This window comes from Paenibacillus sp. FSL M8-0212 (assembly GCF_038004645.1).
GTDB lineage: Bacteria > Bacillota > Bacilli > Paenibacillales > Paenibacillaceae > Paenibacillus.
Map to the genome: position 1 here is coordinate 2,029,245 of NZ_JBBORP010000001.1, position 20,901 is coordinate 2,050,145.

The following is a 20,901-nucleotide window of genomic DNA, read 5'->3' on the forward strand; positions in this document are numbered from 1 at the left end:
CTCTAATCTTCCGATTCACCCGGCTTTTACCCCCTATTTCAAGGTTTTGAGTAAAATAACTTCACTGAGATTCGTTACATTTTTTATTTCAGCTTATAGCCCGGAATTAGACGTCTCAGGTTCGTTAAAACGTACGCCACCGCGAATTAAATAAACACCCACTCCCACTATTAATGATTCACCCGATTCGCCCAATTCATCTACAATCAGCTCATCCGCTAGATCGCCGCTCCCTTACGACGTAATTCCGCCTGTAACAGCTCGATCGGCAGTTCCACCGGGTCCAGCTTCATCTTCACTGTTAGTGCAGCCGCTGTCCCCGCGGCCTCCCCGGTAGCCATGCAGCTTGGAGTCAGCCTTGTCGTTGCATGCGCCTCATGTGTGGTGGAGATGCAGCGTCCTGCCGCCAGCAGATTGCGGATATTGTGAGAGATCAGACAGCGATATGGAATATCGTACGCCCCATCCCCCTCTATAAAGGCAGCCACAACACCTTGACCCGAAGGGTCATGGATATCAATCGGATAACCACTTCTGGCAATCACATCGTCAAATTTCCGTCCTGCAACCACATCCACCTGGGTCAAAGCGTAATGACCTATAATCCGCCTGGATTCACGGATACCAATCTGCGGCGCTACTGCCGAAATCGAAGCCCGTTCGAATCCAGGCACATCACGCTGCAAAAACTCAGCAATCATCAGCACCTGCTTCCGGCCTTCCTGTTCCGCAGAGGTCAGATCCTCGGCATCTGTCGCATCGAGTCCCTGCACTCGGGTACAATTAATCAGCACTTCATCCTCTGCCGGTCCAGTAAAAAACAACACCTGATCGCGATTAATCGGTACACCCGCTTTTTTCCATTGGGAATAGAATCCACTCACCCCGGTTAACGGAATGCTGTCCAGTTCAGCAAAGGGAGTTTTCACATAGAAATCCTCCGGGTGCTCCAGCATATATTGTTTCACTCGTCCAAGATCCACACCACGCATGCGGAATTTCATGGTCATCGGCTGTGACTGATGGTCGCCGTCTCGTCCCTTTGCCACAGAAGCACCCGCAAGATAAGCCAGATCCGCATCACCGCTGGCATCCACGAATACGTTCGCCTGGAACTCCTTTCGTCCAGACTTGTTGGTCACTCGCACCGCTTCCACCCGATCATCTGCAACGACCACTTCATCCACAAAACTGTGCAATAATAGCCGGACGCCGGCCTCCTGTAACATCTCTGCCGCAACTACCTGAAAGATGGCTGGATGGTACGGCGTTACGGTATGTACGAATCCAACCGTATCACGCAAATGCCCCGGGGAGCCGCCAAGCTTCTGCAACCGTTCAACGATCTCCTGCGCAATGCCTTTAATAACCTGCTCTCCACGCTCCGTATGGAAAGTCATCCACGGATAGACCATAGCAGCAGTTGACATCCCGCCCACGAATCCGTATCGCTCCACCAGCACTGTTCGTATACCCTGCCGTCCAGCCGCAATGGCTGCCGCTATACCCGCAGGGCCTCCTCCCACAATAACGACATCTGCTTCTTCCTTTTTCATGCTCATCCGTTCACGCAAATGTTGTCCCTCCTTCCGTTCTATTGCACATGTTGCACAGCTCACTCTTTCAGTCCCGTCATGGCAACTCCCTCAATGAAGCGCCGTTGTGCCAGGAAAAAAACAATTAACAGTGGCAAGGTTGCCATGACGGTGGCGCTCATCAGATATTGCCAAGCTGTACCCACTTCATCTGTAAACAGAGATAATCCAAGCGGCAGCGTCATTAGATCACGCGAGTTAATGAAGATCAACGGATCAAAAAACTCATTCCAGATCGTCACAAACGTGAAGATCGTCAGCGTAGCCATACCGGGCTTGGCAATCGGCAGCATAATTCGTGCATATATTCGGAAGCGATTGCAGCCGTCAATCATCGCCGCTTCCTCCAGCTCCGTTGGCACCGTAATGAAGAACTGCCGCATCACAAAGATCCCAAATACGCCCCCCGCACCAAAGATCGGCAATAATATCAGCGGAAGATGGGTATCAATCCACCCCAGTTGTCGCATGAATAGAAACATCGGAATCGCCGTCACCTCATGGGGAATCATCATCGCACTTAGCAGGATGAGAAATACCACATTACGTCCTTTAAACGGAATTTTGGCGAATGAGTAACCGGCGAGGGAAGCAAAAAATACCGTTCCCAGCACAACCAACGCAGAAATGTAGATACTGTTCCAATAAAAACGGTGAAACGGTATCAATTGAAAGACATCGATATAGTTCTGAAATCGGAATGTTTCCGGTATCCACTGCGGTGGATAGGTGAATATGCTCTGGGGTTCCTTGAATGATGTCGATATCATCCAGATAAATGGCACAATCATAATGAGGGAAGTCAGAGTCAGCAACAAATACGTCCCCAGAGTACTTCCTATCTTCCGCCCCGAAGGACTAGGCATCGCCTTCATTGAATACCCACCTCTTTCGGAGCTGCCATTGCAGCAGCGTCAGAATTAGCACGATAAAGAACAGTACATACGCAAGAGCAGAAGCATAGCCGAACTGAAATAGTTTGAATGCTTTTTCCCAGATATAATAAACCAATACCTTGGTGCTGTTGCTCGGCCCGCCCTGTGTCATCACATAGATCTGCCCAAATACTTTGAGTGAACCAATCACGGTCATGACTACGGTCAAGAACACGGTTGGCGTGATCATGGGCAGCGTGACGTGAAAAAAGGTTCCCCTTTTGCCCGCCCCGTCTAATGTTGCTGCTTCGTACAGTGAACGTGGTACCTGCTGAATCGCTGCAATGAACAGCACCATATTCAGACCGACATTTTTCAGCACACTTGTCACAATCACCGCCGGCATTGCCAAATCCGGATTGTATAGCCAGGCCGGACCTTTGATGCCCAGCATCAACAGAAGCTGATTAATCAATCCCGACTCTGTCGCATACATCAGCTTCCACACGATGGCCCATACGATCAGCGAAGTCATGACCGGAACAAAGATCGCTGTTCGAAAAATTCCGATGCCCCGCAGATTTCTGGATAGCAGCAATGCGAGCAGCAGGGCGAGCACAATATTAAGCGGTACCAGCCCCGCTGTGAAATAAACCGTATTGGCAAGCACTTTCCAGAACATCGCGTCTGTCATAATATTCCGGTAATTCTCCAATCCAATAAAATGATGATCCCCCAGCAGCGGCCAATCGGTTAGACTCATGTATAACGCGAGACCCATGGGAAATAACAGCAGCAGTGTAAACCCAAGCACCATCGGCGATACAAACAGCCAACCCGCGATCTGGGCCTCTCTGGCGAGCGGCCCCCCTCTTTTGCGCTTGCGTGAATGGGTCACAATCAGGCCTCCCCCTTTTAATCAAATTTCCTCCGAAGCTGAACTCTGCGACGATTCTATATAAGGTGCTGTATCAAAAGGATTGATCTCCCTCGCTCCAAGCGCTGACGAATCTACCACATCTTATAAGGCAGATTTTTAAAGAATGCACCGGGTAACGAATCTCAGTCATGTTATTTCTCCATAAAATGTCGCCAGAACCTTTAAAATCGACCAAATGGACAAAATAACGTCTCTCTGATTCCTTAAATTTCAGATCCGTACAAATGGACGTGAATAACATGTCCTCGATTCGTTAGAACAAATGAATGCTAACATGGGGTGCCCCCCGTGATTCACGTGACTTTCAACTGATTAATTCGGACGGTTCAGACGATCCACCGCATTGCGTAACTCATTCACAGCCCTTCGCAACTGTTCCTCCGTATTGCCAGTCACGACCGCCCCAAGCATGATCGCCTTTACCCCTGTATCGCGCAGTACCCGAACATCCTCCGGCACCAGCCTTCGCTGGGAAGGAACCAATACCGGTATCTGGGCTTGCAGGACCAGACGGCGATACTTAAGCACATCCGCGAAGCTGAGCGGTGTACCATATTCTTTTCCAGGTACAATGGATGCCTCCAGAGCAGTGAAGCCGAAGTACGCTGCCGATGTTACGAGGGAAGCATCATATTCTTCATTGATCGCAAACGTTGGGTCCAGCCCCAAGTCATTCAACATGAAGGATGGCAAGTGATGTGCATAGATGGAATAGAAATCAAAACCCAGCCCGGAAAGCCCCTCCACATCCTCCCTTTGTGCTCCATCAATACTGCCAGAAGGTACGACCCCAAGCGGACCACCAAACTCACTGCGGATCGCCCGAAACACCTCGGCATACATGTCTAATGGACCAAAATGATTCCCGCTGGCGCGATGACCGACATTATAATGCACCTTCAGTGCATCAGCGCCCTCTTCCATGGCTGCCCGAGCCAAACCAATATCATTCTCAGGCAGACTGACCACCAGCGACAGCGGTTTCCGTTCAAGTAATTCTTTGAATTTGCCCATCGTTCTCACCTCCGGTTTCGATCGAATGATTTAGGGTTGCAACACACTTTGGATCTCTTCCTGCATTTGTTTCAGGTTATCCTCAGCTGTCGCTGTTTTTGCAAATAGTCGGTCAAATCCCTGCAATACCGCATTGTCGATATCCTGCCAACGGATATGACCGGGAATTAAGCGCGCTTTGGGCATTTCATCAATGACGGCCTGCACGATATGATCTTTGCTTGGGTTATTCGGCTGAAGAATGAATGCATCTGAGTTCAGAACAGAGGTACGCGGAGGCACAAAGTAGGTGGCTGTCGCCTGAATCCCCTGCTCACTGGCAAAATACTTCAACAGTTTCTTCGTTTCCTCTGGATGTTTGCTGTCGTTGAACATGGCATATCCGGCCTGCCCCAGCATCGGTACACTGCCTTGTGAACCGGAAGGCATAGGAGCGATGCTCCATTCAAAATCCGTAATTTCTCTTGCTTTGGAAACATAGCTGTAATTATCAAAGAACATGCCCACATTGCCCGCATCGAAGCTAACTTGTTCGCCCGCCTTCGGGTGTGATTCATCGGTGAACATCATGCGTTCCAGCAATTCAAAGGTCTGTACGCCATAGTCATCGTTCCAGGTGAACGTTGTCATGCCTTCATCGAATGGACCACTTCCATTGGACCAAGAGTAGGAGGAAAGCACCGCCCAGGTCTTCCAGTCGCGAAAAAAGTTGGCACCATAGACTCGGTTGGTCGCATCCTTACTGGCAATAACTTTGGCGGACTCTTCGAACTGTTCCCATGTCCATTGTCCTTGGGTGGCAAGTGTGTTTGGATCAGTCAGGCCGGCCTTGTCGAACAGCGTTTTATTGTAAAACATGACCACCGGAGGTGTAGAAAAAGGTAGCCCCAGCAGCTGATCGCCATCACGGAACAAATCCAATGTACTTGGAATATAATCATCCAGTTTAAACTGTGCATCATCCTTGAACTCGGATACATCGGCCAGAATGTGATTGGACTTGAATTGAGGCACCATTCGCTCCGATACCCAGGCGAGATCGGGAAGGGAGCCTCCGGCGGCAAGCACCGAAATTTTTTGCTGGTATTCTGCGAAAGGTACGGATTCCATCGTTACTTTGATGCCTGGATTTTCCTGCGTGAAGTCAGCGATCAGCTTATTGTATACATCCATATGTGCCTGGTTGCCCCACATCATGAACTTCAGCTCCACCTCTCCATTCTCCCCGCCTGCACTGCCAGGTTCACTGCCGGAATTGGAGCTTGTGCACGCGATTGAAGCCATCATCATAAGTACAAGCATCAGTATCAGTCCTGCTTTTTTCATGGAAATCCCCCTTATGGACATCGTGGTATACAGGTGCAACCAAAGTATAACGAAAGCAACGTTCCCCCTTAAATCACGTCAACTACAGAAATGGTATGGTTTTTCAAGAGATACTGAATCGGTCTCGATATTCTCCTGCGGTCCATCCCACCTGCTGCTTGAACACCAGCATGAAGTGTTTCGGGCTCTGATGCCCGGATAACCGTGCCACATCATAGATTTTGAGACCCGTGTTGATCAGCAACCACTTGGCCCGCTCCATACGTGCCTCAGTGATGTATTCGGAATAATTGATACCTATTTCGTTCTTGAACAATTGGCTTAAATAAGTAGGGTTCAAGTTAACGAGATCTGCTATCGTCTGAAGTCGCAGATCTCCATCGGGATGTTGCTTGATGTGCTCCTTCACATCTCGGATGATCTTCCGTGTATCTCCACCAGCATGTTCTGTTTTCCCAGATGGCTCAGGGATAGAAAGAGTTGTTATACCGTATCTGCGATCCAGCAGCAACTGAATCTTTTGTATGCATAATGCCAATTCATAACGATCGATTGGCTTCAACAGGTAGTTCAACACCCCAAACTCCATCGCTCTGCGTGCATATTCAAACTCGCCATAGCCGCTAATGATGAGCATTAACAATTCAGGGTACATGTCTCTGGCTTTGCTTACCAAAGTTAATCCGTCCATTTCACGCATGCGGATATCCGTGATTAACACGTCCGGCACCTCACATCTCAGAAAATCCAGTGCCTCGATACCGCTCGACGCTTCGCCCGTTACCTGAAACTGAGAAGACACTTGTACGATCAGCTCCCTTAGTCCCTGACGGATGACCGTCTCATCCTCTACAAGCAATACTTTATACATGCGCTTCAATCCCCTTTCGGTAGAAGTTGAATGGATATCGTGACCACCAGGCCCTGCCCGGGACTTCCATCAATGCTTAGGCTGCCGCCTTCTCCATACATGAGGCGAATCCTCTGAGCGATATTGTTAAGCCCCAGACTGTCCCCGGCATGGCAACGTAATGCCTCATTGGAAGGCTGTTTTGATATGGATTTGTTTAACTCGTCAATCTTTGTCTGAGCCATCCCCTTACCGTTGTCTCGCACACTAATCAGCAATTCATGGTCGAATTTTAAGGCAGATACCCAGATTAATCCTCCATTTTCCTGCCCTTCAATGCCATGGTAGACGGCATTTTCCACCAGCGGTTGCAGTACCAGCTTAGGAATCAAATACTCGGTTATCCCTTCTTCGATGTCATAGATAATCTCCAACTTGCCGTCGTAACGTACCTGCTGAATGCGTACATAGGATTGTACAAAAGCAAGTTCTTCTCCAAGTGGAACCATCCGGTCCACCTTATCAATCGTATAGCGCAGCAGCTTGCCAAGCGCCGTCACCATGTCCGACACCTCAGCATGCTTCTGGCGAATGGCCATCATGTTAATGGACTCCAGCGTGTTGTATATAAAATGGGGATTCATCTGGCTTTGTAACGCTGACAACTCTGCCTCCCGCTCTTGAATGCCCAGCAGAAACACCTCATTAAACAGTCGATGAATCTCTTCCATCATTCGGTTAAAGCCCCGGCTCATCTGTCCGAATTCATCACTGCTGAAGTGTGCTACACGCTGGCTAAAATCTCCCTGCTCAACCCGAATCATGTGGTGCTTCAGTCGAATCAGTGGCCGGGTGATGCGATAGGATAACAGAACCGCCAGAATTGCTATGGCGGCCATACACAATACTGCGAACCATATTGTGAAGGTGAGCATCTCACCCGACTCCTTTTGAATCACGGCAATAGGTGTAAGACTGATCACCGAAAGCCCAGAATAGCTGGAGTGGTGTTGTACGTAGAGATAGGACTGCCCATCCAGAACAACTTTTTGGTTTCCTGCATAGCTTTGAAGCTGTCCATGCAATAGCAACTGGTCGTATGCAGACATTCCTCCGGTTGAGGTCCGCTCGAACAGAAGACGCTGCTTGCTGTCTACAATCATCAGGCTTGCATCTTGCTCATAATTCAGATTGGATAACAGTTGGCCGAAGGCCTCCAGACGGATATCAATCAGAATGTAACCCAATCGTTGGAGCGTTCCCGGATCTCGAAGCACTCTGCCCACCGATATATACGATTCTTGCTGACCGCCCGTGTAATAGCCGGGGTCATGCGGAGGAAGCAGGCGCCATGTCCCTTCGGAGTCGTTAAGTTCTGCAAACCAGTCATCCTGTCTGCTGTCCCATACCGGCTTGACCGCCAGTGAATCGAGATTGGAGAACAAAATACCGCTGTTGCTGATCAGGTGAATCCCCCGAATCTCGGGCCGGTCATAAGCTTGACCAGATGTGTAGAGCTTCATTTTCAGATAATCCTCAGACCTCGCCCATGTACCCGACCCCATTGGAGCGTTGTATTTCCCTAGAATGCCAAGCACCATCTGATCGTAAAGCGGCAAGAGCGACAACCGCTCAAAGTCCTTCAGCAGCCGATTCAGATTGGCGTTAATCTGGCGAACCATATCAATGGTGAACTGCTCGGTCTTGCGATCCATCGTCTGCGAGAAATGCTTGTAGTTCATCACTCCCTGCAAACTTAGCGGCAGCAACGTCAGCGCCAGGAACAACAGGAGCAACTTGGTGCGCAGGTTTACGTTTTTTCCGAAAAGCATGCGTACCTTGTCCATCATTTCCGTTCATCCCTCCCTCTCCCGATCATTGTATGAGCCCCCTTCACAGATCAATCTGGATATAACTGGGGTCATCATATCCAGTTTTAAGGATCATTCGCTATCCTGCCAACCCTGGAATTGGTACGGAATTTCAAGTTATCCGCCATAGGTATCAGGTGAACGCCAAAAAGCCGACTGTATCGCTACAGTCGACTACGCTATTTCTATAGAACACTAATTAGACCAAAAAACCGACTGCATTATGCAATCGGTTGTCTGTTCCTGAGATGGCTTTTATATTTGAATCGATTATATTCATTAATAAGCTCGTCCAGTACCATGGACTGTCGGAGGACTTGGTTGTCCTGCATGCCATGATTCTCCGCCAAACGACTCAACTCTTGCCTGTTCCGTTCGATTTTATCTTTGATCTGCCTCGGTTCATTCATAGCATGCACCCCCTCTTTGTATAACATTTTAGGATAGATTGCCAAAAAATTCATATTATATTCCTTTGCAGAATAAAATGTTTATTTACATAAGTTTTCAAAGAAATTCAGCCTTTTTCATACTTATATGTTGAACTAAAGATTAAATTGTAAATAAGAAAAAAGTATTCGGGACCCGAATACTTTTTTCTTATTTACTTCGTAATGAATTTGCTAAATACAACATTAACATCCCTACAAATATCAATAATATTCCTTCAATTTTATACGACCAAATCTCTGAGTTTATAAAACTACCAAAGATATCAGAGGTATCAGACTTTACATTTTGGTATTCTGCAAGAACCAACATAGCTTTGTCCATACCCCAATCAGTACTCTGAGCAATAAACTGAAATCCAATAACAAATAATATAAGTGAACAGATAAGGGCTACTAAGGAAATCATTTTACTTTTCAAATTTAAATTCTCCTTTGATAATATAGTATTGCTGTTGTATGCGCTACCATATTACCAAAATTGTGAAATTATGTCTAGTTACCAACCAGTAGTATCTTGCCAGTAAAAGTATAAACCCGTCGGTTCTTTATACTCATAAGTACCAATATAAGAATCAGAAAAGAAACCTTGTTTCCATATCTGAAACGAATAGTAGTTGTATGTTGGTGCGCAGTAAATGGTATATGTTTTATTTGCAGGAATTTGGATTGGTCCGTATGTTTTGTTAAAGTTACGAGTTGCCTGATAAGTCGTGCCTAGCTTTGCAGCAATCTCTGCGCCTCCCCATCCAGCTTTCGAAGAAACCTCAGCAGAGAACGTAGTAGCTACACCATCAATAACAGACAAGGACAAGGGCGCTGGACCTTTTCCAATCGCACGCTCAATAACATTTCCAGTAATTTGGGTCATGTCAATGTTTTTCAGATAGTAGTCTCCTATCGCAGAAGGAAGCACCTGATCGGTTGATAGATTGGAACGGGTCTTATCAAAAGGAACATAATACCCTGCAATAATTGTTTCAGGATCAAGTCCTTGTGAACTAGCTTTTTCTTTAAAATTAGGATCAAAAATACCTATTGCACTTGTCTGAGAAATATCATTATTACTCACTATTTCAGGCGTATCCGTACTTATAACTGGTCCCTCAGATGAAGCAGATGCCACCGTTGAAAATACAGAAGAAATCATAATTGCTGTTAATAGAATTTTCCCAATTTTTTTCATAGATAGAACCTCCTCATAAGTTTTAAAATAGTCACGTTAATAACCTAACTAACTTAATAAAGAAACTAAGATCATATGACTGTGTTATCTTTGAATCTAGAATTCTCTCTTCATCGACTTAAATCAAGTTTTATCCATATCCTAACGTTGCAATCACCTCTTTTCTTTCTTTGTAATTAAGAACGTGCTCAGATTAATCATATAATCATTTTCAAAAGAAACTTAAATAAACTTTTTATGAATAATAATCCATAATATAGCCCTATTGTTATTAATATTGATAATCATCATAAAAACACTTTTTTTAGTATGACTATGATTTCAAGTTAATTTCACAATACTTTACACCTCTTTATGCTCACTCCTAAAGTAACTCGATTATATTCATTAATTAGCTCATCCAGTGCCATAGACTGTTCAATAACTTTTATATTTGGGATTTCATATAGATCTACCAAGCGACTCAACTCTTGCCGACCTTGCTCGATTTGGTCTTTTAAGTTACTCAGTTCTCTCATGGCAAGACCCCCTCTAGGACATTCTTAAAAAACATTTAATATGAGTAGGCTATTTAGTTTCGCTAATGACGACAAGTACTTTGAAAAACATAATATATTTTGCATAATTTTGTAAAAAAATTTCTTTAGAAAAGACCTAGTGCTTTTCTAAAACACAAAACAGCCTAACTCAGAATCAGTTAGGCTGTTTGTTTTATTATATATTTATTGACTTAGATAATTGAGAATACGTCTTTGCTGAGACAAGTTTGCGTGTTGTTTATAAGTCCCCTTAAAATCAAAACATTTTACTGTCATATGATCGTTATGGTTAAACGTTGAAAGAGGTAAGTGTATTAAGTATCTATACCGGTTTGATAAACTTTTAGTCTGCATTTATACTTTACAAGTTCATAATTAAACAACATATATGGAACGTACATTGTGCATCTTCTTCATCGTCCCTTCGCAGATATTTCATTATCAAAAAGTCGGTAAACTTAACTTTTCTATTACATTTTTGTAATTTCTGATCTGTGTTTCATTGGCCTCGCTTCTATACTCCCCGTACAAATCTACACATTTAATACACATCAGGTCATCTTTACTTGAAGAAGAGAGATCTAAACACATAAGTAAGGCATCCATTCCAAGTGAATAATTACGTTGTTTCATTTGATAATTTGCCAATTCATAGTAAAAATCTTGATACGCGTGGTTTAACATTTGATCGTTATAACTACCTTTAATATACATGTCAGTATTAAACAAATTGATCTGATCTTTAAATCTGTCTAAAGCATAGTCAATGTTAAAAGAATACTGGTTAGCTGCTTGCAAAATATTAATGAGTCCAGCTAATATTTCTGACGGGTTGTTTTCGATATAATCCAAATAAGAATTGATTACATTTTCTTGACCAAGCATTAATTGGGAAGCATATTGATTTCCTTCTCCCCATATTAGGAACAAATCTATTATTTGTTGATCCTCTTGTGTAGGATTCTCAACCTCAACTATTTCCAAGTATTTTTCTATATACTTTAGGACATTTTCATATTCCTTACGAGCATCATAGACGCTTGATAATAACAAGTTTGCATAGGCTACATATGTAAAAAGAGGATAGGCTGTTAGCCTTCTTTTATTACTTTTTCGCCTACGAGATTGAATTTTCAATTGGAATTCTGCTTTCCGTTCCAGTTCCCTTGCCCATGCATCAACCTTGTCCCACAAATGTATCGTATTATATACGTTTGCCAAATCTTTAATTGCATCCAATTGCACTTCTTCATTTAATTTATCAATATACGATTCGAACTTTACTGCTGCATTGAGATTATCATATTTACTCAGTGTTTTCTGAAGCAGGAAAATGCGGTACTGGCAAAGAGCCAACCGCTCCGAGTGTTGATACTTCTCACTGTCGGCCACACATTCATATAAAATGAGTGCCGCTTCATTCATGCTTTTACTATAGAGACTCTCTGCCACATCAAATAACTCATCAATATAGGATTGATCATCTGTCACATGAGTAATGACTTGTTCGATAATATCCAGCTTGCCAAGCTCAGCACAACGATATATAAACGGTTCTAAACGTCTCCAATGAGGTGCAGAATCAATAAAACATTCCACACCATACATATCATAAAAGTATCCCCGCTCTAAACCCATTGTTGATGTGATTTGGTCTAGTTGATTCATTGACATAAGTCTGGTTCCTTTGATGATCGCACTTAATGTACCAACATTAATGTCAGCCATTTCTGAAAATTGCTGTAGCTTATATCCCTTATTTTTCAAGTGACTTTCAATATAGGAACGTATATTGGACATTGTCTTCATCGTCCTTCCCCAGATGTTTTACTATCGAAAAGTCGGTACACTTAACTTATCTATTAGTTTTGTATACTGCTCTTCCTGAGTCTTACTGGCGCGATCTCTATATTTTCCGTATAAATCAATACATTTGATACACATTAGATCTTCATTACATGAAGAAGAACGTTCCAAACTAGTAATTAGATGTTCTATTCCCTGTTCAATTTGGTTCTGATTCAATCTGTATTTTGCTAGTTCGTAGAATAAGCGTATATATCTAAAATTTGATGCCTGTTCGTTATATATTCCTTTTACATGTCTTGCCGCTTTAATTTGATCAATGTGATTTTGGAATCTATTTAATGCATGGTCAATATTAAAAGAGTACTGATTTGCCGCCTGTATAATATAGGCGAGTGCTGTTAAAATTTCGGCATGATTAACATCTAGGTAATTTAAATAACGGTTTAAGCCTTCGAAGTCACCTGATAGTATTTTGTACAAATATCGATTGCCCTCAGCCCAGCCCTTGAATCTATCTATCAATTCTTGCTCTTCCTCTGTTGGATTTTTAATCCCATCCATAATATCCTCATAAACATCTGTGTACTCCAAAGCTTTCATATATTGCTTACGTTCTTCAGATACATTTGCCATGAGCAGATTAGCATAAGCTTTATAAGTAAATAGAGGATAAGAGGCTATTCTTGGTTTTCTGTTCCGTCTCATAGATTGAAGTTGAACTTGGAATTCAGTTCTTTGAATCAATTCATTAGCCAGTTCAAAAACCTTATCCCATAGATTTATCGCGCCATACAAATTAGCTAAATCTTTAATCGCATCCAGTTGTACTTCCTCATTCAATTTTTCGATAAAAGGTTCAAATTTTACTGCGGCATTTAAGTTATTGAATTTATTCAGTGTTTTATGAAGCAGAAAAATACGGTACTGGCATAAGGCCAACCGCTCGGAGTGTTGATATTTTTCACTGTCTGCCACACATTCATACAAAATAAGAGCTACTTCTTTTAATCCTCTAGCAAAAAAGCTTTCAGCTACATCAAATAATTCTTCTATATATGATCGATCGTCCGTTACATGAGTGATGACTTGTTGTATACAATCCAGCTTACAAAGCTCAGCACACTCATATAGATATGGCTCCAAACGTCTCCAGTGGGGCGAAGATTCTATGAAGGATTCAACCCCATAACTCTCATAAAAATACCCTTTCTCTAATCCCATAACAGAAGTAATCTGATTCAGTTGGTTCATAGACATTGGCCTGTTACCTTTAAGAATGGCACTTAAAGTTCCAACATTAATTCCAGTAATATCGGAAAAATGCTGCAACTTGAGATTCTGCTCTCTCATATATTTCTCAATATGTACTCTTATTTTAGGTACCAATTCCACTGTCACACCTCCATCACCAAAAACACTTATAATTCAATAACATATAATAAATGTTATTTTAATCCTGTATTTTACATTGGTCAATCTATGAAAATACAAAAAAAGCTTACTTCCGTATCCGGAAATAAACCTCTCATGTAATGCAAAATATCAATATCATTTGTACTAAGCAATCTATTATATAATTATTCCATACGTAACTGTATAAGAGACATAGAATTATATGTCTCCTAACCCGTGTGAGGACAACAACGAATAAATAACAGTGGTGTCATAAGACGAGCTCAATTGTACAACATTAACAACAATCATACTAAGCAAGATTATATAAAGTATTTTCTGCTTTTTCATAATAACTACGCACCTCCGCTACTAATAGTTTATATTGATTATAAATTTCTTTACTGGCCAAATTCCTGTATTCCTCAAATAGTGTCATGCAATGAATAGTATCCATCTGATTATTAGTTCTTACTGCAGATGAGAAACACTCCATAAGTCTCTTCAAACCTTTTTCATATCTGCCCCGATTAAGGTAGTAGATTGATATTTCTAGCAAAAGGGTAGTAAATAAATCTTGTTTAATCTGCCTGCTATAACCATGAATAAGGCTTTCCTCAGAACTAATTTGAGGTTCAAATTTGTGAAGGATTTCATCCACGTTCATGTTATTTTTGTTAGCCGCCTCCATAATATTTACCAACGCTGGCAATAACTCTGACTGATTATTTTCTATATATTGAACGTATGTTGACAACATACTCTTGTCGCCCATGAATAAGTAATATAGATATGTGTTTACTTCTCCCCAACCTTTGAACTTGTTAATAAACAAAAGTTCTTCGTCATTTGGATCTATTATATTAACTATACTTTTATACTGTTTAGTGTATCTTAAAGCCTCTTCGTATTTCCCCATTCTTTCGCATGCATTAGCCTTAAGCAAGTTTGAATATGCCTGATATACAAATAACGGATAAGCTGTGACCCTATCTTCTTTATCCACTTTTTTCTTAGTATATGATTGGATAATTTCAGCTTTCCGTCCCAGATCATCAGCAAGGGAAAATGACTTATCCCAATATCGAAGTGAAGCATACGTATTCGCCAGGTCTTTTATCGCATCCAGTTGCCGTTCCTCATCCAGCCGATTAATATATGGTTCAAAATGGACGGCCGCACGCAGATTCTCATGTTGGTCCTGACCTAGAGATAACGTGAAGATGCGATACTGGCACAAAGCCAGACGTTCCGAATGTTGGTATTTCTCACACTCCGCCACACATTCGTACAACATCCGTGCAGCCTTCGTCTGTCCACGTTCAAGCATGCCTTCCGCCATCTCGAATAACTCCGAGATATACGAGCGATCATCCGTCACTTCCTGGATAACCTTATGAATACATTCCAGCTTGTCCAATTCAGCACAGCGTTGCAGGAATGGTTCCAGTCTCCTCCAATGAGGTGCCGATTCCACGAAACATTCAGCCCCATAAATCTCGTAGAAATACCCCTCTTCCAGCTTCATGCCTTGGGTAATCAGATCCAGTTGCGCCATAGCGATGGGCCGAGTCCCCTTAATAATTGCACTAAGCGTTCCAGCGTTAACTCCCGATATATCGGCAAAATACTGCAGGGTGTACCCCTGTTTCCTGATGTAGTCCTCAATATATGAGCGTATCGTAGTTGTAGGTTCCATGTATCCCACCTCCACAATGAAAATCCATAATTTTGAATTTATATGATAAGCACAATTTTAATCCTAAATTTTACAGCGGTCAATAAAAATCGTGGCAATTTCCTTCACATGTACGCAATTATGCCTGATTGTTCCTGCTTATAGAAAAAATCCATTAGAAGAATCCGTGAGAACGTGATACATTTAATCCAACTTACATATCCTAGTATTTCAATAGGATTATACCACACAGGAATTATCAATTCAGTTCGAGGAGAAGGTCAGATGAAATTTGCCTTGTTTAGTCTCATGATGAATCTGCCTAATGCCGTAACCGGGGAAGCTCTGACGACTCAGCAGAAATTCCACAATATATTAGAGCAAGCAAAGCTGGCTGAACGACTGGGATTCGATGCCTATGGAATCGGTGAACGACACGGTGCGCCTTTTCTATCTTCCTCGCCACCTGTCGTATTAACCGCAATAGCCGCAGCAACCACACGCATTCGGTTACTAACCACCGTCACTGTTCTTAGTATACTTGATCCAGTCCGGGTTGCCGAGGATTATGCCACGTTGGATCAATTATCGGGCGGACGGCTGGAGATGATCATCGGGAAAGGCAATGACCCTCGGCACTATCCGCTGTTTGGCATAAGCGAAGAGGAGCAATGGGATTCACTAGATGAACGCTATCATTTGCTAAGACGGCTGTGGTCTGAAGAAAATGTAACCTGGCAGGGAACGTATCGCCCTCCTCTTGAGGGAGTAACCACCTGGCCAAGGCCGCTTCAGCAATCCATCCCGATCTGGCATGGTAGCGCGTCCAGCACGATCTCGACCGAACTCGCTGCCAAATATGGCGAGCCGCTCTTTACGTCGAATTCTTTTCACCCTCAGGCCAAATACAAAGCGTTAATTGATCATTATCGGGAGCGCCTCGATTATTATGGTCATGATCCGCAGCAAGCCGTAATTGGCTCTGGTGCCGGCAGTCTCTATCTGGCGGATACAGGTGAGGAAGCCATTCGCCGCTATAAGCCATATTATGAAGCGTTCCATGCCACCGCCGCCGCACAGCATAATCAGTCGCCCTTTACCGATCTGGAGGATAACATTGCACGAGGTCCTGCGTTAATCGGCAGTCCGGAGCAGGTCATTGAGAAAATTCTGGACTATCATGCCGCTTACGGACATCAGGTGCTGAGTATCAGCGTAGATGGACTGACGCATAGCGAGCAGTTGGAGCAAGTGGAGCGTTTTGCCAAGGAAGTTGCCCCTGTCTTACGCCGTGAACTGCCAAGTTCGGTATGGAATGAACCCCCGGTGTTAACCCAGCACTCATCCTTCCTTTCTTCTAATGCTACAGATTCATGGCCCACAGCCATCTCACCTATATTCCAGGTCTAGTTCTCCCCGACAATACACTCGTGTTCCTTCCAGGGTGATTCCTACGAATCGCCCTCTTCCCTCTTCCTCCCACTTGTATCTCCGCTCTCTCTGTACCTATTTGGCCTGAATCCCTTCAAACAAGGAACGGAGCATCACATCTACAAACGCATCATCCATCGCTTCCCCCGTCACTAACATGCGATAGAACACCGGCCCGTAGATCAGATCAATGTACAGTCCAATGTCTATCCCACTTTTCAATTCGCCACGCTCCACACCCTTCTCCAGAATTCCCCGAGCTTCACGCCGACGTGGTTGGATATATCTTGTGCGGTATTCTTCGGCAAGCCCTTCATCCGACTGCCCTTCCCCAATAATCTGCGTAATCACTTTTCCTTCCCGACTGGTCAAAAAACGAACCAGATTACTCGCATGTATGCGTATATCCTCCAATACCGAGCCTGTATCTGGCACTGGCAATCTTGCCGTTGCCGCAGACATATATCCGTCCATGATGACAGCACCTTTGTTCGGCCACCATTTGTAGATGGTGGCTTTGCTCACCTGTGCACGTTCAGCAATCTTCTCGATTGTAACTGCTCCGAATCCGTGCTCCAACAACAACTCATACGATGCTGTAAGAATGGCATTCTGGGTTTCCATGTTACGTGGACGTCCTCTTTTGGCAGTCATCTTGAGCCCTCCTGGATGTATAAAGTATATTTAATCATCAGTAATATTCATAAAAACGATACGTTCATTATACTAAAATGCCATGAGTACACACAATAATTCCATCCTCGGTTCACCTTTTCATTCTAATTAATATTATCATTAAAATATTTCGAGCCTATTTACAATACTATACGTTTAGTTTATTATATATTGTAATTAGTGAACACAACGTTTAGTAATTAACGATTTTAATATTAACTGTTTATTGGGAATACCAATTTAGAATTGTGGAGGATGATTATGATGGATATGAGACAACAAGTGAAGAAGGCACCTGTGCCCACCTGGATTATTTTTTTGCTGGCATCAGCTTGTGGATTGATCGTGGCAAACCTGTATTACGCTCAGACCGTTATCGGTCCGATCAGCATGACAACGGGTCTGTCTTCTGCCGCTGCCGGATTGATCGTAACATTGACTCAGATTGGTTATGTTATTGGTTTGTTATTCATCGTACCGCTCAGTGACATTACCGAGAATCGGCGTCTGGTCGTTCTTTTCCTTATCGTACTGGTTGTTGCCCTGATTGCTGCGGCTTTCTCGCCCACTGCTGTTATATTTCTGACTGCCTCTCTATTCATTGGTATAGGTTCTGTTGTCGCTCAGATTCTGGTGCCCTATGCGACATATCTTACTTCCGAAGAGCAGCGCGGGCGTGTTGTGGGCAATGTAATGAGTGGTCTGCTGCTGGGCATTATGCTGGCTCGTCCTGTCGCAAGCTTTATCACCAGTCTCTTCGGATGGCAGACAGTCTTTGTATTCTCCGCCATTGTCATAACACTTCTCATGCTGCTCCTATCACGTGCTCTTCCTGCTCGCCAACCTGAACCCACCTTGAAATACGGGCAATTAATCGTGTCCTTGGGCACACTGTTCAGAACGATGCCGCTGCTGCGCCGCCGGGCGTTCTATCAGGCCAGTCTGTTTGGTGCTTTCAGCTTGTTCTGGACCACGGTTCCGCTGAGACTGGCTAACGATTTTGGCATGTCACAGCAAGGTATTGCCTGGTTCGCTCTGGCTGGTGTCGGAGGTGCTATTGCCGCTCCCATTGCCGGAAGACTGGCTGATAGAGGACTAACGCGTATTCTGACGGGTGCTGCCATGGTGATCGCTGCTGCTTCATTCGGTCTTGCCTATGTGCTCCAGAGCCACTCCACGTTTGCATTGATCCTGCTTGTTATCGTGGCAATCACACTGGATATGGCTGTCTCAGGAAATCTGGTGCTGGGTCAACGCATCATCTACTCCTTAGGAAGTGAAGCGAGAGGGCGTGTGAATGGCATATTCATGTCGATCTTTTTTGTAGGCGGTGCGATTGGTTCATCTCTTGGAAGCTGGTCTTATGCTCACGGAGGCTGGAGTCTCACAACGCTGATTGGCCTGATCATGCCGCTGCTCGCTTTGGTGTATTACTTTACGGAAAAGAAAGCGGTAGTTGTCAGCAATGAATAAAATGAATAGATCGTTCAATCCGAACGGCGGAAAAAGGGCAGACTGATCCTAAAGATCAGTTCTGCCCTTCATGTTGTAATCATCACTTGTCTCCCTGTGACAGGAAGTTATCACTATTATTATGATGGATACGTCTACTTATTAGGCTTTACTGTGAAGGGTAACTTGGTACCCGTCTGGGTCGGCAAATGTAAAGGTTCGTCCGAATGGTCCATCTATTGGTGCAGATGTAATTTTCACGCCTGCTGCAACAAGCTTGTCGTGAATTTCTTGCGTATCCGGGGCATGAAGCCACAGAGCAACACCAAGTCCTGGCTGCGCACTTGAACCGAGTTCTGTTCCTGGCAATAGGTCACGTAGAGCAAATGCAATCGGCTTGGTGTCAAAGACCACCGCATGAGGTGGTCCCGCCTGTGAGCGTACCAGGCCAAGATAGTTTTGATAAAATTCGGCAGAGCCTTCAAGATTGCTCACTTGAAGTGAAATGAAATCCGGTCCAATTACTGACATAATGTAATGATCTCCTTTATATATGGGGTTGGTTGTTTAGGTTATCTTGATCATACAAGACCGCTCTTGCCAACAGTATGTCAGTAGTGTTTTCTACTTTTTTCGATTTTTTCGATTTCTTCTCTTACTCGATTTTCTCTTTTACACCAACACGGGCAGATGCGTAGTCGCATCATACTCGACCAATTGCTCACCCGCATTCAATTTACGCACCAGATCAGGGTTTGCGATAAACGGTCTTCCGAACGCAGCCAGATCTATACTTCCCTTGCCAATAGCGTGCTCTGCAGCATGAACATCCAGATCCCCCACACCAATGATGATTCCATCCCACTGACTTCGAATCCGCTCGTGAAAGGACTGCTCACCATCCCACGCTTTCGCATAATGATCTGTTGAGGGATGCAAGATCGTAATTCCCGTCTCGCGGAACAAGTTCAGATATGCATCGATCATTCCAGCTTTATCTGCCCATGCATAGGATGAATCATCATCCTTTTTCTCGGAAAATCGTACCGATATGCGATCTACAGGGATCTCTTTTTTCACAGCCACAATAATATCCCGCAGGAACCGTAATCTACCCTCAGTGTCTCCTCCATATTCATCTGTTCTGTGGTTGGTCTTCTCATTAATAAACTGGTCGATCAGATACCCATGCGCAGCATGCAGCTCGATCCCGTCGAACCCTGCCAGCACCGCATTGCGGGCGGCCGTCTGAAAATGCTGAATCGTATCCGCTATATCCTGTGTACTCATCGCTTGGGGCACCTGATACGGCTTATGCAGCTTATGCACTCTTCCTTCTGCTGCAAGGCTGGAGGGTGCCAGTGGAGCGGTTCCGATCAGATCGGAATGGGACAACCTGCCGACATGCCACAGTTGAGCAATAATGGTGCCGCCATGTCTGTGAACAGCATCCGTTACCCTTTTCCAAGAAGTCGTCTGTTCATCTGTATATAAGCCGGGGATGCCGTAAGTGCCTTTGCCTGCCAGATTCGGGTTAATACCCTCGGTAATGATCAGTCCCACACCATCCCGCGCACGCTGCTCATAATATGCCACCATCTCATCCGTCACGGTCCCCTCCTGATCATCAGCAAATCCCCGGGTCAACGGTGCCATCACCACTCGGTTCCTTAATTGCCACTGATGAATCGTCACCGGGCTTAATAGTGTTGAACGTGTATTCATGTTATCCATCTCATATCCCTACTCTCTTTGTCATTAGGGATATTGTACGGCGGCTCTGATATATCGTAAAATGATTGAAATATATACTTGTATC

Annotated in this window: 19 protein-coding genes; 2 read left to right on the top strand and 17 right to left on the bottom strand. The window is 44.2% G+C overall.

The window, feature by feature from the left end; all coding sequences use genetic code 11:
* Positions 1 to 218 precede the first annotated feature (218 nt).
* The 14 genes from MKX68_RS08945 to MKX68_RS09010 form a co-directional block, all read right to left on the bottom strand.
* Positions 219 to 1,556 (bottom strand): FAD-dependent oxidoreductase, encoded by a 1,338-nt coding sequence (locus MKX68_RS08945; protein ID WP_340915344.1) that lies wholly within the window; start codon positions 1,554 to 1,556, stop codon positions 219 to 221.
* 59 nt (positions 1,557 to 1,615) lie between these two features.
* The gene (locus tag MKX68_RS08950) at positions 1,616 to 2,470 is read right to left on the bottom strand and encodes a carbohydrate ABC transporter permease (RefSeq protein WP_340910917.1); all 855 of its coding nucleotides are present in this window, start codon (positions 2,468 to 2,470) and stop codon (positions 1,616 to 1,618) included.
* Entirely contained in the window at positions 2,454 to 3,368 is a 915-nt protein-coding gene (locus tag MKX68_RS08955; RefSeq protein ID WP_237177555.1) for a carbohydrate ABC transporter permease, read from the bottom strand. The genes MKX68_RS08950 and MKX68_RS08955 overlap by 17 nt, the downstream gene beginning before the upstream one ends.
* A gap of 354 nt (positions 3,369 to 3,722) precedes the next feature.
* Positions 3,723 to 4,424 carry a hypothetical protein gene (locus MKX68_RS08960; protein ID WP_340910920.1) on the bottom strand — a complete coding sequence of 234 codons (702 nt, stop codon included), beginning with the start codon at positions 4,422 to 4,424 and terminating at the stop codon, positions 3,723 to 3,725.
* A 30-nt stretch (positions 4,425 to 4,454) separates the two neighbouring features.
* Entirely contained in the window at positions 4,455 to 5,750 is a 1,296-nt protein-coding gene (locus MKX68_RS08965) for an ABC transporter substrate-binding protein (protein WP_340910923.1), read from the bottom strand.
* Between the two features lie 103 nt (positions 5,751 to 5,853).
* Positions 5,854 to 6,621 carry a response regulator transcription factor gene (locus MKX68_RS08970; RefSeq protein WP_340910925.1) on the bottom strand — a complete coding sequence of 256 codons (768 nt, stop codon included), beginning with the start codon at positions 6,619 to 6,621 and terminating at the stop codon, positions 5,854 to 5,856.
* A gap of 5 nt (positions 6,622 to 6,626) precedes the next feature.
* Positions 6,627 to 8,450: a sensor histidine kinase gene (locus tag MKX68_RS08975; RefSeq protein WP_340910927.1), complete on the bottom strand. Its 1,824-nt coding sequence runs from the start codon at positions 8,448 to 8,450 to the stop codon at positions 6,627 to 6,629.
* Between the two features lie 242 nt (positions 8,451 to 8,692).
* Positions 8,693 to 8,881: an aspartyl-phosphate phosphatase Spo0E family protein gene (locus MKX68_RS08980; protein ID WP_091018370.1), complete on the bottom strand. Its 189-nt coding sequence runs from the start codon at positions 8,879 to 8,881 to the stop codon at positions 8,693 to 8,695.
* A gap of 190 nt (positions 8,882 to 9,071) precedes the next feature.
* A complete protein-coding gene (locus tag MKX68_RS08985) occupies positions 9,072 to 9,341 on the bottom strand; it encodes a hypothetical protein (RefSeq protein ID WP_340910929.1) in 270 nt (89 codons plus the stop codon).
* A gap of 78 nt (positions 9,342 to 9,419) precedes the next feature.
* The gene (locus tag MKX68_RS08990) at positions 9,420 to 10,106 is read right to left on the bottom strand and encodes a hypothetical protein (protein WP_340910932.1); all 687 of its coding nucleotides are present in this window, start codon (positions 10,104 to 10,106) and stop codon (positions 9,420 to 9,422) included.
* A 332-nt stretch (positions 10,107 to 10,438) separates the two neighbouring features.
* Positions 10,439 to 10,624 carry an aspartyl-phosphate phosphatase Spo0E family protein gene (locus tag MKX68_RS08995; protein WP_340910935.1) on the bottom strand — a complete coding sequence of 62 codons (186 nt, stop codon included), beginning with the start codon at positions 10,622 to 10,624 and terminating at the stop codon, positions 10,439 to 10,441.
* 462 nt (positions 10,625 to 11,086) lie between these two features.
* Positions 11,087 to 12,445 (bottom strand): helix-turn-helix domain-containing protein, encoded by a 1,359-nt coding sequence (locus MKX68_RS09000; RefSeq protein WP_340910938.1) that lies wholly within the window; start codon positions 12,443 to 12,445, stop codon positions 11,087 to 11,089.
* Between the two features lie 30 nt (positions 12,446 to 12,475).
* Positions 12,476 to 13,846, bottom strand: a complete 1,371-nt coding sequence (locus MKX68_RS09005; protein ID WP_340910940.1) for a helix-turn-helix domain-containing protein — start codon at positions 13,844 to 13,846, stop codon at positions 12,476 to 12,478.
* Between the two features lie 313 nt (positions 13,847 to 14,159).
* Positions 14,160 to 15,545, bottom strand: a complete 1,386-nt coding sequence (locus tag MKX68_RS09010; RefSeq protein ID WP_340910942.1) for a transcriptional regulator — start codon at positions 15,543 to 15,545, stop codon at positions 14,160 to 14,162.
* Positions 15,546 to 15,809: 264 nt separating this feature from the next.
* Between MKX68_RS09010 and MKX68_RS09015 the strand changes: the two genes are divergently transcribed.
* Positions 15,810 to 16,934: an LLM class flavin-dependent oxidoreductase gene (locus tag MKX68_RS09015; protein WP_340910944.1), complete on the top strand. Its 1,125-nt coding sequence runs from the start codon at positions 15,810 to 15,812 to the stop codon at positions 16,932 to 16,934.
* 96 nt (positions 16,935 to 17,030) lie between these two features.
* Here the strand turns inward: MKX68_RS09015 and MKX68_RS09020 are convergent, their stop codons facing one another.
* Positions 17,031 to 17,609: a TetR/AcrR family transcriptional regulator gene (locus tag MKX68_RS09020; RefSeq protein WP_340910946.1), complete on the bottom strand. Its 579-nt coding sequence runs from the start codon at positions 17,607 to 17,609 to the stop codon at positions 17,031 to 17,033.
* Positions 17,610 to 17,891: 282 nt separating this feature from the next.
* Here MKX68_RS09020 and MKX68_RS09025 point away from each other — a divergent pair, with 282 nt between their 5' ends.
* Positions 17,892 to 19,103 (top strand): MFS transporter, encoded by a 1,212-nt coding sequence (locus tag MKX68_RS09025; protein WP_340910948.1) that lies wholly within the window; start codon positions 17,892 to 17,894, stop codon positions 19,101 to 19,103.
* 141 nt (positions 19,104 to 19,244) lie between these two features.
* On the opposite strand, the gene MKX68_RS09030 is transcribed toward MKX68_RS09025, so the two are convergent.
* Positions 19,245 to 19,613: a VOC family protein gene (locus tag MKX68_RS09030; protein ID WP_340910951.1), complete on the bottom strand. Its 369-nt coding sequence runs from the start codon at positions 19,611 to 19,613 to the stop codon at positions 19,245 to 19,247.
* 141 nt (positions 19,614 to 19,754) lie between these two features.
* Complete coding sequence (locus MKX68_RS09035) at positions 19,755 to 20,807, bottom strand: oxidoreductase (protein WP_340910953.1); 1,053 nt, start codon at positions 20,805 to 20,807, stop codon at positions 19,755 to 19,757.
* Between the last annotated feature and the right edge of the window lie 94 nt (positions 20,808 to 20,901).